Annotated in this window: 14 protein-coding genes; 11 read left to right on the top strand and 3 right to left on the bottom strand. The window is 52.7% G+C overall.

Annotated features, from left to right (window positions below):
• Window positions 1–170 precede the first annotated feature (170 nt).
• From AC6I8E_RS15375 to AC6I8E_RS15365, 3 genes are all read left to right on the top strand, one after another.
• A complete protein-coding gene (locus AC6I8E_RS15375) occupies window positions 171–335 on the top strand; it encodes a con-10 family general stress protein (RefSeq protein ID WP_004571242.1) in 165 nt (54 codons plus the stop codon).
• A gap of 503 nt (window positions 336–838) precedes the next feature.
• On the top strand, window positions 839–1,321 hold the full coding sequence (locus AC6I8E_RS15370) for a YciE/YciF ferroxidase family protein (protein WP_033784034.1): 483 nt from the start codon (window positions 839–841) through the stop codon (window positions 1,319–1,321).
• Between the two features lie 10 nt (window positions 1,322–1,331).
• Window positions 1,332–1,838 (top strand): ferritin-like domain-containing protein, encoded by a 507-nt coding sequence (locus tag AC6I8E_RS15365; RefSeq protein ID WP_147790041.1) that lies wholly within the window; start codon window positions 1,332–1,334, stop codon window positions 1,836–1,838.
• Between the two features lie 74 nt (window positions 1,839–1,912).
• On the opposite strand, the gene treF is transcribed toward AC6I8E_RS15365, so the two are convergent.
• Window positions 1,913–3,571 (bottom strand): alpha,alpha-trehalase TreF, encoded by a 1,659-nt coding sequence (gene treF, locus AC6I8E_RS15360; protein ID WP_071822194.1) that lies wholly within the window; start codon window positions 3,569–3,571, stop codon window positions 1,913–1,915.
• Window positions 3,572–3,922: 351 nt separating this feature from the next.
• Entirely contained in the window at window positions 3,923–4,780 is an 858-nt protein-coding gene (locus AC6I8E_RS15355) for an SDR family oxidoreductase (protein ID WP_013359004.1), read from the bottom strand.
• Between the two features lie 98 nt (window positions 4,781–4,878).
• On the opposite strand from AC6I8E_RS15355, the gene AC6I8E_RS15350 reads away from it, so the two are divergent.
• The 8 genes from AC6I8E_RS15350 to AC6I8E_RS15315 all read left to right on the top strand — a co-directional run bounded on the left by AC6I8E_RS15350 (window position 4,879) and on the right by AC6I8E_RS15315 (window position 12,013).
• Entirely contained in the window at window positions 4,879–5,259 is a 381-nt protein-coding gene (locus AC6I8E_RS15350; protein WP_013359003.1) for a winged helix-turn-helix transcriptional regulator, read from the top strand.
• Window positions 5,260–6,041: 782 nt separating this feature from the next.
• Window positions 6,042–7,454: a cytochrome ubiquinol oxidase subunit I gene (locus tag AC6I8E_RS15345; protein ID WP_013359002.1), complete on the top strand. Its 1,413-nt coding sequence runs from the start codon at window positions 6,042–6,044 to the stop codon at window positions 7,452–7,454.
• 1 nt (window position 7,455) lies between these two features.
• Window positions 7,456–8,460, top strand: a complete 1,005-nt coding sequence (gene cydB / locus AC6I8E_RS15340) for a cytochrome d ubiquinol oxidase subunit II (protein ID WP_013359001.1) — start codon at window positions 7,456–7,458, stop codon at window positions 8,458–8,460.
• Window position 8,461: 1 nt separating this feature from the next.
• Complete coding sequence (locus AC6I8E_RS15335; protein WP_071822193.1) at window positions 8,462–8,635, top strand: DUF2474 domain-containing protein; 174 nt, start codon at window positions 8,462–8,464, stop codon at window positions 8,633–8,635.
• 305 nt (window positions 8,636–8,940) lie between these two features.
• Window positions 8,941–9,810, top strand: a complete 870-nt coding sequence (locus tag AC6I8E_RS15330; protein WP_033784030.1) for a helix-turn-helix domain-containing protein — start codon at window positions 8,941–8,943, stop codon at window positions 9,808–9,810.
• A gap of 240 nt (window positions 9,811–10,050) precedes the next feature.
• Window positions 10,051–10,233 carry a hypothetical protein gene (locus AC6I8E_RS15325; protein ID WP_223811653.1) on the top strand — a complete coding sequence of 61 codons (183 nt, stop codon included), beginning with the start codon at window positions 10,051–10,053 and terminating at the stop codon, window positions 10,231–10,233.
• A gap of 341 nt (window positions 10,234–10,574) precedes the next feature.
• Window positions 10,575–11,402 (top strand): siderophore-interacting protein, encoded by an 828-nt coding sequence (locus AC6I8E_RS15320; RefSeq protein WP_430736511.1) that lies wholly within the window; start codon window positions 10,575–10,577, stop codon window positions 11,400–11,402.
• Window positions 11,403–11,473: 71 nt separating this feature from the next.
• Entirely contained in the window at window positions 11,474–12,013 is a 540-nt protein-coding gene (locus tag AC6I8E_RS15315) for a PadR family transcriptional regulator (protein ID WP_033784027.1), read from the top strand.
• Here AC6I8E_RS15315 and AC6I8E_RS15310 read toward each other — a convergent pair whose 3' ends face one another.
• On the bottom strand, window positions 12,014–12,310 hold the full coding sequence (locus tag AC6I8E_RS15310) for an Rdx family protein (RefSeq protein ID WP_013358996.1): 297 nt from the start codon (window positions 12,308–12,310) through the stop codon (window positions 12,014–12,016). It lies immediately after the preceding gene.
• Window positions 12,311–12,540 lie beyond the last annotated feature (230 nt).

Below are 12,540 nucleotides of genomic sequence, written 5' to 3'. Positions count from 1 at the left end.
CGTTACCAGTCCGGATGAGGGTTGAGCTGCCAATAAGTCAGATCGGTAGCGGGTTTTTTATTTATCTCGCTTGATCGGTACGGTTTTCTGTCTACATTTAGATTGCTGAATCGGCCTGATTAAGCATTAACTGTGCAAATTCTGATTTTAATTTCAAAGAGGAACACAGAATGACTCAATATCGTGGTGGGGCCGGGAATTTTGCGGCTGACAAAGAGCGTGCTGCGGAAGCAGGGCGCAAAGGCGGTCAGAAAAGTGGCGGGAACTTTAAGAACGATCCCGAACGTGCCATCGAAGCCGGGCGCAAGGGAGGTAAGGTAAGCCGCAGAAGCTAAACGCTTTTAAGGCTGCCGGATGGCAGCTTAACGCGTTTGCCGGGCTGCACAGATTCTCTTTTCATTTTCCTGCAAGATAATTACCTCCTGAATTATGTCGCTGATTTATCATTGACACAGAGAGATGCCGTTAATTAAACCGGTTGGGTTTTACCTGCCGGTTTTTTTATTTCCGATCGATTAAAGCTATACGGTTTAATAAAGTTCTGTACAACTAAGTTTTGACTGGTGCTTTTTTTATGCACTTAATCCTAAAAAATTTATACAGAGATTTATTGCTTTGTACAAATTCCACCGCAGCGAGCGAAGCCGCAGCCATAAAAACCTTTTAGGCTAAATGACTGCTGTAAAAAGGAAAATGCATTTTGCATGCCACTTTTGTATTAAATTCATACTGCCACAGCGTGCGATATTAAGAATCTCCACTAAACTTTTCAGGTGCCAACGATATGACCGGCGTTGCGTTATTACCGACGCAGCTTTTTAATCAATGAGGCTATCTTATGACAGTGAAAACGTTAAACGATCTGTTCATCCACGACCTTTCCGATGTATACAGCGCTGAGAAACAGATAACCCGTGCGTTGCCTAAAATGGCGCGTGCTGCCAGTGACGAAAATCTTATCGCTGCGTTTAATCAGCATCTTGAAGAGACCCGTGCTCAGATTGAACGACTGGATGAACTGGTAGACGTGACACCTGAAGTCAAAATCAAAAGAATGAAATGCCATGCGCTTGAAGGTCTGGTTGAAGAAGCCCAGGAAATTATCGACTCGGTCGAAAAGGGCGAAGTCCGCGATCAGGGGCTGATCGGTGCGGCACAGAAAGTTGAGCACTATGAGATTGCCACCTACGGCACGCTGCATGCACTGGCGCTGAAGCTGGGGTATACCAAAGCGGCAGAGCTGCTGGCAGCGACCCTGAATGAAGAGAAACAAACGGATGAGAAACTCACCTCGGTAGCCGAGGCGATTACCGTCTCTTAAGGAGTGACACATGACTGCGATTGAACATTATCATGACTGGCTGCGCGATGCGCATGCGATGGAAAAGCAGGCAGAAAGCATGCTGAGCAAGATGTCAGGCCGTCTTGAACACTATCCGGCGCTGGAACAGCGTCTGGCGCAACATCTGGAAGAAACCAAGCATCAGCTGACCCTGCTGGAACAGCTGCTCGACAGCCACGCTATCGATCACTCTGTGGTGAAAGATGCGATGGGTAAAATGGCGGCGACCGGCCAGGCGGTGGGCGGTATGTTTAACTCTGATGAAGTGGTGAAGGGTGCCATCAGTGGCTACGTTTTTGAGAATGCTGAGATCGCCAGCTACACCAGCCTGATTGCCGCGGCGGAGCAGGTGGGCGATACGCAGGGCGTTCGCATCCTCAACGAGATTCGCGATCAGGAAGTGGCCATGGCGGAGTGGCTGCTGCAACACCTGCCTGAAGTGACTCAGAAATTCCTGCAACGTGCGTCGCAGCCGGGCGCAGAAGCGAAGAAGTAACGCCTGAATGCCTGTATGAAAAAAGCCGGGAATGACCCGGCTTTTGCGTTTTAGTGATTTACAGGCTGCGACACTCAGTCAGCCATTAAATGCCCATACATCGTCATCAGCTTACGTGTAACGCCGTTCGTCCAGCCGAAGCCATCCTGTAATGGATACTCGCCGCCGCCGCCGGGACGGGCGCGGTCGCCGCTGATGTCATACTTCTCGACCAGCTTGTGGTGCAACTGATAGAAGTTATTAACCGTATTAAGCCAGTTCACCGCGACTTCACTTGCCAGCGTCTCTTCACCATAGTTATTCAGACCCACAACGGCCATCCACTGCATCGGTGCCCAGCCGTTAGGACGGTCCCACTGCTCACCGCTTTCCACCATTGAGGTCAGCAGGCCACCGTTGCTCAGCAACAGATGACGCAGGGAGATTGACTGCAGGTGCGCCTGATGCGGCGTCGCCAGACCCACAAACAGCGGAACGACCGAGGCAACGGTAAAGGCACCAAAACGCTCACGACGCCAGTCGTAGTCACGGAACACACCAGCGGTGCTGTCCCACAGGTAACGGGTAATAGCGCGTTTCCGCGTTTCCGCCTTTTTCTGCCAGGCCAGCGCCGTCAGCTCTTCGCCTTTGGCGTGCGACAGGGTGGCAATCATCAACTCCAGCTTGTACAGGAACGCGTTCAGATCGATAGGGATAAACTGTGTCGTACGGATACTCGACAGACGTTTCGGGTTACGCAGCCAGCGCGAGGAGTAATCCCAGCCCGACTCAGCACCAGCACGCAGGTCACGATAGACTTCGCTGGCCGGACGTTTAGATTCGCGCGCGGTTTCAACATCTTCCATCCACGACTCATCACGTGGCGTATCGCGGTCATCCCAGTAACGGTTCAGCAGCGAGCCATTTGGCATCCGCACGACGTGACGATAAGCCTGGTTTGGCATCAGTGAGCCGGCACCATCCATCCAGAACTGATACTCCTTCATCAGCTGTTCCTGATAGCGCTTAGCACCGCGCACGCCATCCTCTTCGAACAGCTCCACCATCAGGGCAAAAACCGGCGGCTGAGAACGGCTGAGATAATAAGTACGGTTGCCATTTGGCACATGGCCGTAGTTATCGATCAGCCAGGCAAAGTTGTCTGCCATGTGACGCAGCAGGTCATCACGGCCCGATTCCGCCAGGCCCAGCATGGTGAAGTAGGAGTCCCAGTAGTAGGTTTCGCCAAAGCGTCCGCCCGGTACCACATAGGGTTTCGGTAACGGCAGCAACGATGAGTGTGGCATATGCTGCTGCGGCATTTTGGTCAGAACCGGCCACAGGTCATCGATATGCTCATTGAGCGATTTATCCGGGTTGGAGACATAAAAACTTTCGTTTACGCCAGGCAGATAAAAGTGATCGGCGACAAAACGCGACAGGTCGAAATCACTGCTGCGTTTCTGTCGACGATAGCGCATCAGCACATCCAGCGGATCGTACTTAGGCGAACAGTCGGGGAAGGTTTTGCTGTCCTCAAAAATCCGCGACATCTGGACATGTTCAAACAGTTCCAGATAACGATCGGCAGGCGTGAGCGCATCCGGTGCCGGTAAGCCTTCAATCAGCTCCGGTTCCGGTTCAGAATCCTGCATGCGATCCAGTTTCAGTTCATGGGGATCGTATTGATACTCAACTTCCGCCCCGGCACGAACCTCTTCAAGTGCATTTTGTTGCTGGCGATGGGTATTAATAACGGCCTCCTGAGCGGTCGTGGTTGCACAAAGGAGAAATTATAGACCTCTCATCCTGCGGAACAACAATGCAGAATATCTATGAACGTAATAAAAATTGTCGATTAATCGAGGCTTTTTAATAAATTCCAGTCAATTCAACCAAATATAGCGGTATCCACAAAAAACACATTTCGGATGAATCTCTTAGCAGCATGAATAAAAAAATTTAAGCTGAAGAAAACTGGCATTTATTCACATTTTGTAAAAGAAACCGCAGCCGCAAAGGGTGCAGAAAATGGCATACGCAACGGAAATCAGGGCAGGAGTGAGAAGTGAGCGGGCAGGGTTGCCCGCTCAGAGAGAGCTGGATTAAGTGTTCGCCAGTGCTGCGCGGATCACCGCCTGCCAGCTTGTGGTCGGGCGACCGATCAGTTTGCTCAGCTGACGCGAATCATCAAACAGGCCACCTTTTTCTGCACCGGCATCAGAATCCGCCAGCATCTCCGCCAGACCCTCTGGCAGGCCAGCGCCTTTCAGCGCGGCGGCAAAGTCAGCCTGAGACAGATTGACGTAATCGACCTTCTCACCACTCTGTGCGGCAATCTCCGCAGCAAATTGCGCCAGCGTATAGCTGTCGTCGCCGGACAGCTCATAGACTTTGCCCGCCTGATCGTCACGAGTCATTACTTCAGCCGCCGCTTCAGCATAATCCTGTCGGGCAGCCGACGCGATGCGGCCTTCACCTGCCGCGCCGATAAACGCATGATGTGCCAGCGCCGGAGGAATGCTGGCGGCATAGTTCTCGGTGTACCAGCCGTTGCGAAGCAGGGCGAACGGGATGCCTGCGGCTTTCAGCAGCGCTTCAGTCGCGCGATGTTCAACACCTAAACCCAGCGGTGAGGTATCCGCATGCAGCAGACTGGTGTAGGCGATAAAGCCCACGCCTGCAGCCTTTGCAGCGTCGATGACAGCTTTATGCTGCGCCTCACGCTGGCCCACTTCACTGCCCGAGATCAGCAGCAGCTTATCCACGCCTGCAAAAGCGGCCTCCAGCGTCTCTGGCTGGCCATAATCGGCCTGGCGGACAATCACGCCCAGCGCAGCAAGATCGGCCGCTTTGGCGGGCGTACGCACAGCGGCAACAATTTCTGCCGCCGGAACTTTTTTCAGTAATGCATCGATAACGATTCGGCCCAGCTGGCCGGTGGCACCTGTAACTGCAATCATGGGATGACTCCTGTGGCTGTTGGTAAAATCCAGACTAGGGTATAAACTAATTTTTAGTAAGTACTTACAGAATTGTTAGTTTGAGGTACGCAGGTTAAATGTCTGAAAAATTGAGTGAAAAATTTAGTCGTGGTGAACTGCTTAACGTTAATTGTCCGTCGCGCGACGTACTGAAACGGGTGACCAGCCGCTGGAGCGTACTGATTCTGCTGGCCCTGCAGGGCCAGACGCTGCGCTTCAGTGCGTTGCGCCGGGCGGTCGGTGGCGTCAGTGAACGGATGCTGGCGCAGAATCTGCGCTACCTGGAAGAAGATGGCTTCGTGCAGCGCATCGCTTACGATGTCGTACCGCCGCATGTGGAGTATCGTCTGACCCCGCTTGGCCGCGAAGTCAGTGAACAGGTGGTGGGGCTGGCGGACTGGCTGGAGCTGAACCTGAGCCGGATTCTGGCACAGCGTGAAAAATCTGCAGCTGAGTAAAATCCCCCGCCTGTCAGCCATCCCGTCGTGAAGGTGTGGGGATGCTGGCAGGAGATTTCTGATCTGTTCTTCTCTCCCATTTCTCTCACTGAAACCGGAATAACGTAACGGCAGCGAAAATAACCCAAGCGGTTTTTTCGCCTCTTTGCTGGTTATTAAATCATTTCATCAGGCTCTGGCCCGGAATAACCGACTGCTTCGGATGCGCTGTTAATTCAGTCCAGCTTTTTGACCCATTTTATTAACATCTCCCGTGGCGCTTAAAGGCGCCGCTCTGGCTATTTTTTGCCTGGGTGCAGGTCTGAATTAGCAAGGGTAATGCAAAAAAATAAACAAATCGGTGGTGGTACTCATTTACTGATTTAACTTGTTAAAAAATAAGATTATTTAATTTATTTGCTCTCAAATTTGACCTTTCTGAAATCAGGGTTTATAACAAAATAACGTCTGAAAACAGCCGGTTGAGGGCTTTTTTTAGTCAGGATTTGCTTTGCCAATGTGAATTTTTAAAGTGACAAATACCGTAACATTAACGACACATAAATACGCTCTGATTAACCTTTAAGCCTTATTTTTAAATAAGTAATTCCCGTTAAAAACAATGATCAAAATCAACAAAGACTGTTATAGTTTTCATTAACCCCACTGTTTCTGTTTCCTCGTCGCGAATAGTTCTAAATTTGCGGCAGGAATTTTAATAAGCGCAGAGAAGTCAGCGCATCAGGCTTAAGTTGTTAATAATAAGTAAATACATGGTGTTCTATGTGGCAAAGAGGTAAGCAATGTTCGGATTAGATGCCTTTCATCTGGCCAGGATTCAGTTCGCATTTACTGTTTCCTTCCATATTATCTTTCCCGCCATCACCATCGGTCTCGCCAGCTTCCTGGCCGTACTCGAAGGTATGTGGCTCAAAACCCGCGATCAAACCTATCGCGATCTCTACCATTTCTGGTCCAAAATCTTTGCCGTTAACTTCGGTATGGGTGTGGTGTCAGGGCTGGTGATGGCTTATCAGTTCGGCACGAACTGGAGCGGCTTCTCAGAGTTTGCCGGCAGTATCACTGGTCCGCTGCTGACCTATGAAGTGCTGACGGCGTTCTTCCTGGAAGCGGGCTTCCTGGGCGTGATGCTGTTTGGCTGGAATCGCGTAGGTCCGGGTCTGCACTTCTTTGCCACCTGCATGGTCGCCCTGGGTACACTGATTTCGACCTTCTGGATCCTGGCCTCTAACAGCTGGATGCATACGCCGCAGGGCTACATCATTCAGAATGGCATCGTGGTTCCGCAGGACTGGTTCAAAATCGTCTTTAACCCCTCTTTCCCTTACCGGCTGTTCCATATGTCGGTGGCAGCGTTCCTGGCGAGTGCCTTCTTTGTCGGTTCATCGGCGGCCTGGCATCTGCTGAAGGGCAACAATAATCCTGCCATCCGCAGGATGTTCTCCATGGCGTTATGGATGGCGCTGATCGTCGCGCCGATTCAGGCGATGATTGGTGATGCTCACGGTCTGAACACACTGGAGCATCAGCCTGCCAAGATCGCGGCGATTGAAGGTCACTGGGAAAACCCGCCGGGTGAAGCCACACCGCTGATCCTGTTTGGTATTCCCGACATGGAGCAGGAGCGCACCAAATATGCGCTGGAAGTGCCTTATCTCGGCAGTCTGATTCTGACGCACAGTCTGGACAAGCAGGTTCCGGCGCTGAAGTCGTTCCCGAAAGAGGATCGACCTAATTCAACGGTAATTTTCTGGTCCTTCCGCGTGATGGTGGCGCTGGGCCTGCTGATGATCACACTGGGCGTGGTCAGCCTGTGGCTGCGTTTCAAAGGGCGTCTTTATGAGTCGCGTCCGTTCCTGTGGTTTGCACTGTTGATGGGTCCATCGGGTCTGATTGCGATTCTGGCAGGCTGGTTTACCACTGAAATCGGTCGCCAGCCGTGGGTGGTTTATGGCGTGCAGCGCACCATTGATGCGGTCTCGGCACATGGCGATATGCACATGAGCATCAGCCTGCTTGCCTTTATTCTGGTCTACAGCTCGGTGTTTGGCGTGGGGTATCACTATATGATGCGTCTGATTAAGCAGGGACCGGTTGTCGGCGAAGGTCATATCACCGAAGAGGGTGGACCGGGTCAGAAGAAAACGCCAGCGCGTCCACTTTCCGCTGCCACCTTTAAGGATGGAGACCACTAAGATGATCGATTTTTCCGTTATCTGGTTTGTGATTATCGTCTTCGCAACCCTGATGTATATCGTGATGGATGGTTTCGACCTGGGCATTGGTCTGCTGTTCCCGTTCAACAAAGATGCTGGCGAGCGCGACATGATGGTGAATACCGTCGCGCCGGTCTGGGATGGTAATGAGACCTGGCTGGTGCTGGGGGGCGCAGGCCTGTTCGGTGCATTCCCGCTGGCCTATGCAGTCATCGCCGACGCACTATCTATTCCGCTGACCGCCATGCTGATCGGTCTGATTTTCCGCGGCGTTGCCTTCGAGTTCCGCTTTAAAGCGGTGGAAGGCCATCGTGCATTCTGGGACAAATCGTTTATTGCCGGTTCGATCATCGCCACCTTCAGTCAGGGTGTGGCGGTCGGTGCATTGCTGGATGGTATTCCGGTTGAGGGACGCCGCTTTGCCGGTTCCGCAATGGACTGGCTGGCACCGTTCCCGCTGTTCTGCGGCGTGGGTCTGGTGGTGGCCTATGCGCTGCTGGGCTGTACCTGGCTCATCATGAAGACCGAGAATGAACTGCATCGTAAGATGTCTGCGCTGGCGACGCCGCTGGTGATTGCGCTATTAGTGATTATTGGCATCGTCAGCCTGTGGACGCCGTTTGCGCATGCCGACATCTCTCATCGCTGGTTCAGCACGCCAAATCTGTTCCTGTTCCTGCCGGTTCCGGTGCTGGTGCTGCTCTGTTCGTGGGGCATTATTCGCGCCATCAAACGCGAGGCGCACTATTCACCGTTCCTGCTGACGCTGGCGCTGATCTTCCTCGGCTTCTCCGGACTGGGCATCAGTATCTGGCCAAATATTATTCCGCCATCCGTGACCATCTGGGCCGCTGCGGCACCTCCGCAGAGTCAGGCCTTTATGCTGGTGGGTAGCCTGCTGATTATCCCGATGATCCTGGGCTATACCTTCTGGAGCTACTACGTGTTCCGTGGAAAAATCAAAGCAGACGCAGGATATCATTGATATGAAAAGCCTCAGCAGCATGAAAGACCACAATCACACCGCAGAGACAAAAGCACCGTGGTGGAAGCGTGTGATGTGGCTGGTGTTTATCTACGCCGCCAGCGTGCTGGCGCTGGGCGTTGTCGCCTCGCTGTTCCGTATGATGATGACTGCGGCGGGAATGCGTAGTCATTAATTGTCGTGACGACTGCGAGTATTGATAACGAGCAAGCTCAGGGAGCATACGCCCTCCGCAAAGACGCAAAAACACCATCCATGGCCCGCGATGCTTTGCTCCTGGCGTATGCTCCCATCGCTTTACATTCTGAGTTGTCTGAGGCTGACGTCAGTCAGCCTTTTTTAGTTAGTAACCTAAGCAATTAATGCGGAATCGCCCCGAACAGGCGCGTGCGCCTTACCCTTTCCTTACACCGATTCGCAATTTTTGTTATTCTTTTGTAACGAAAATTCCAGTCCTAACCCGCGTCGTAAATCGCCATCATGCTCAGTCAGGCTATTAAAAAGCAGCACATTAACGATCTGGTCGAGTGGATAGAAGCCAACCTCACCGACGATCTCAATATCGATCAAATCACCCTGAAATCAGGTTATTCCAAATGGCACATGCAGCGCATGTTCAAGGAGATGACCGGACAGACGCTGGCGGCATATACCCGCAAACGGCGTCTGACGATGGCGGCCATGGCGCTGCGTCTGACACGCATGACGCTGATCGATATCGCCGTACGTTTTGGCTTTGATAACCAGCAAAACTTCACGCGGGTGTTCAAAGGCCACTTTTCACTGACGCCTGGCGCGTTTCGCCGTATTCCTCACTTGCCGGTTAAAAACTTCCATGGCCGCATTCTGGTGCGATCGCTGGCAGAGCGTGCGACGCTGGTGGAACGTGAGGAAGAACTGCATCTGTGCGGAGAGACACTGGAGTGGGAGTGCAGGTTTGGTGAGTATATTGCCGACCACGACCACCGGGTGGCAGAGCAGGCACGGCATCTGGTCGCGCTGGCGGGCAGCCATGCGACGCACGGCTGGTTAGGCTTTCAGTATGGTCCCGGCCATAGCTCTGCAGACCAACAGAATATCAGCCTGTTTCAGGCGCTGGCACCACAACATGCCGGGCTGCTGGGTGACAATACCGCCAGCTGGAGCGAGGTGTGCGGCCTCTATGCGTCGATCCGCTGGAGCGGCAGGCCGGAGCAGCTGACGCGCTTTATCGAGGATATTTACTATCAGCATTTGCCCATGCTGGGCGTGTCGCGCCGTCCGGGCAAAGACCTGTTGCGTCTTGATTTTGCGCACTGTAAGCCCGACTGGCTCAGCGGCGTTTTTTCTATTCCGGTGATGCAGGCGTAGCTGGCAGGGCAGGGCAGGGCAGGGGCGATCGCTTCTGCTCCTGCCAATGCATCTTTCGTGCGATAAACCGTGACAAACCGCACGATTTTATAAAATAAGTCGCCATTCTGGCGTAAAATCCTCCCCCGAAACCCTGCCATATCTGAATCATCGTACTTCTATGGTAGGGCTGGAACATTCATCTGCATTTCAGGCCTTTTCTGGCCAAAACGACAATCGAAGACAACTATGCGACGCTTAATGATTTCCCTGATCCTGGCATTGCCTGCAATGGCGATGGCGCAGCAGGCTGAGCCTTTCTCACCGCCTGCCGGACTGCATCCGCATTCTCAGGTTACCCAGCATGAAATCCTTGGTGATGGTGAACTGCCGGATCACACCAGCAGTAATGCCTCCCTTTCCGGATTCAACGACACGCTGTAAGTGTTGATGCGCTGCCAGAACCGGCGGCGCGAGATGATGCCCGGCTCATCAGGAGCCGGACAGCTTCTGCCTGATTTACCTGCTCATACTCTGCACCTGCGGCTTCCTCTCTGAGGCCCATTCACCTGCATCTGAAACAGTCTTTACCTGCATGCTGCATCTCTGATGCTTCTGATTCATGCCGCTTCCCGTCCGTATCTCCTCGCTTACGACACTGCTTAAAATATATCTTAAGTTGCAGAATCGCATTTTTCGTTCTTGTGCCGAAGATATATCATAGCTAATCTTGGTGCTTCAGATGAGAATGATTGTTATTCCATTGGTGTTTAATCATGGCGGGTATGCCCCTGACTATCGGGCATAAGCCCTGTTTCAGGAGAAAAATTTTGACTACAACAGCCGATAAGCGCACGCCGCAGCGCGTCCGCAATGAACTGTGTTTTCGCCATATCCAGGTCGAAAGTAAAACCCATATTGCAGGGAAATTCTGGCGCATCCGGTTCAGCGGCAGCGATCTGGCAGGCTTTACGTCGCCAGGCTTTGATGACCACATTAAGGTGTTTTTCCCTTCTGCTGAAGGTGAAACACTGGCTCTGCCGCAGATTACCGACGCAGGCATTGTCTGGCCGGAAGGTTTACGTCCGCAGGCGCGTGATTACACGCCGCTGGAATTCGATGGTGAATCTTCACTGACCCTCGACTTCTATATTCATCAGCAGGGCGTGGCCAGTGACTGGGCCGCGCAGGCGCAGGTGGGCGATAAACTGATTGTTGGTGGGCCACGCGGCTCGCTGGTGGTGCCGACCGATTACGCATTTCAGCTTTACGTCTGCGACGAAACCGGGCTGCCCGCTTTTACCCGCCGTCAGCGTGATGCCCGCGCCCAGGCGCTGCATCTCTATGCCTTTACCGATGAAGCGACCGGTCGCGACTATTTAGCGGATACGGCAGACGTAACGACAAACTGGCTGGGCAGCGGTCAGATGCAAAAAGCGCAGTTCAGCCAGCTGATTACCCGGCTGGATCAGATCGCTATTCCGACGGAGGATTACTTTATCTGGCTGACCGGCGAAGGTGAGTTTGTCAAAGCGCTGTCTGACTACTTTACCTCGCAGCGTGGTCTCGACAGCGACTTCGTACGGGCGGTGGCCTACTGGCATCAGAAGTAAGCCGCGCTGGCAATTGAGTTTTGCCAGATGGCGGACTACCATCACTCTCCTTTTTTTCAGCAGGGCAGGTCATGAAACAGCATCCGACGTCCACTTCATCTGACGAACAGACTTCGCGCGCAGGCGGCTGCGGCGGACGACGTAAACGACGTGAAAAGATGCTGGAAGCGAGTGAGATTCGCCTGCTGATGCTCCATTTCCTGGCGCAGAATGCGGCGCACGGCTATGAGCTGATCAAGTCCGTTGAGGAGCTGTCAAAGGGAGAGTATTCGCCCAGCCCGGGGATCATCTATCCCAATCTGACGCTGCTGGAAGAGATGGAGGCGATTCAGGTGGTGGATGCGCAGGCAGCGCGTAAAGCCTACCGATTGACGGCGGCTGGTGAGGCGCAGCTGTCTGATAATCGCGAAACCGTAGCCAGCCTGATTACGCGGCTCTCTACGCTGGCGATCGTGGTCAATAACCGCAGCATTCCTGCTGTGGAGCAGGCGATTCACGGGCTGAAGATGGCTCTGAATCAACGACTGGCGCAGGAAGATATTTCAGAAGCCGCGCTGCAGACGCTGATTAAGGCGCTGCACGACGCGGCTGATAAAATCACCCACAGTTAATCAGCTGATTTCACTCTTATTCTTGTCGATGTGGCCCAGGGTACGATCCGGGAAACAGATGTCGCGCACGCGCTGTTTCAGGGTAGTCGCATCCGGGAAACCACCGTCCCGCTTACGTTCCCACAGCAGATGACCATCCAGCGTAATCTCAAAAATACCGCCGGTGCCGGGTTTCAGCGTGACCTCTGCCAGATCCTCGGCGAAGGTATGCAACAGTTCCTGTGCCATCCACGCTGACCGCATCAGCCAGTTGCATTGCAAACAGTAGTGAATAACAACCACAGGTTTTTGCGCCATAACTCTCTTCCTTTACGTATTGATAAATGCAGATGCATTCGGGTTAACAATTTGTGCGCTGTGGTTTATGTCTTAATGTAAATAGGATTGATAATGATTATCAGTTGCATTAAATTCGCGGCGATAATGATTACACCCGCATGATGTTCTGACTTTTTACGGCTTTTATGCAGAGCCGTTTTTTATGTTCCAGCAAGCAAGTGAGCGAATACTAACAATTAATCAGGTAA

The sequence above is a fragment of the Pantoea sp. X-Soil-YNGN-785 genome, from assembly GCF_059730585.1.
Note: the sequence above shows the minus strand (reverse complement) of the source record. Positions and strands in the feature narration are given on the sequence as shown.

Excerpts from the sequence above, each read along its gene's own strand:
- AC6I8E_RS15345 (WP_013359002.1), top strand. The coding sequence starts at position 6,042 with ATGTTCGGATTAGATGCCTTTCATCTGGCCAGGATTCAGTTCGCATTT.
- AC6I8E_RS15330 (WP_033784030.1), top strand. The coding sequence starts at position 8,941 with ATGCTCAGTCAGGCTATTAAAAAGCAGCACATTAACGATCTGGTCGAG.
- AC6I8E_RS15370 (WP_033784034.1), top strand. The coding sequence starts at position 839 with ATGACAGTGAAAACGTTAAACGATCTGTTCATCCACGACCTTTCCGAT.
- AC6I8E_RS15350 (WP_013359003.1), top strand. The coding sequence starts at position 4,879 with ATGTCTGAAAAATTGAGTGAAAAATTTAGTCGTGGTGAACTGCTTAAC.
- AC6I8E_RS15355 (WP_013359004.1), bottom strand. The coding sequence starts at position 4,780 with ATGATTGCAGTTACAGGTGCCACCGGCCAGCTGGGCCGAATCGTTATC.
- AC6I8E_RS15375 (WP_004571242.1), top strand. The coding sequence starts at position 171 with ATGACTCAATATCGTGGTGGGGCCGGGAATTTTGCGGCTGACAAAGAG.
- AC6I8E_RS15335 (WP_071822193.1), top strand. The coding sequence starts at position 8,462 with ATGAAAAGCCTCAGCAGCATGAAAGACCACAATCACACCGCAGAGACA.
- AC6I8E_RS15325 (WP_223811653.1), top strand. The coding sequence starts at position 10,051 with ATGATTTCCCTGATCCTGGCATTGCCTGCAATGGCGATGGCGCAGCAG.
- cydB (WP_013359001.1), top strand. The coding sequence starts at position 7,456 with ATGATCGATTTTTCCGTTATCTGGTTTGTGATTATCGTCTTCGCAACC.
- AC6I8E_RS15320 (WP_430736511.1), top strand. The coding sequence starts at position 10,575 with ATGCCCCTGACTATCGGGCATAAGCCCTGTTTCAGGAGAAAAATTTTG.
- AC6I8E_RS15315 (WP_033784027.1), top strand. The coding sequence starts at position 11,474 with ATGAAACAGCATCCGACGTCCACTTCATCTGACGAACAGACTTCGCGC.
- AC6I8E_RS15365 (WP_147790041.1), top strand. The coding sequence starts at position 1,332 with ATGACTGCGATTGAACATTATCATGACTGGCTGCGCGATGCGCATGCG.
- AC6I8E_RS15310 (WP_013358996.1), bottom strand. The coding sequence starts at position 12,310 with ATGGCGCAAAAACCTGTGGTTGTTATTCACTACTGTTTGCAATGCAAC.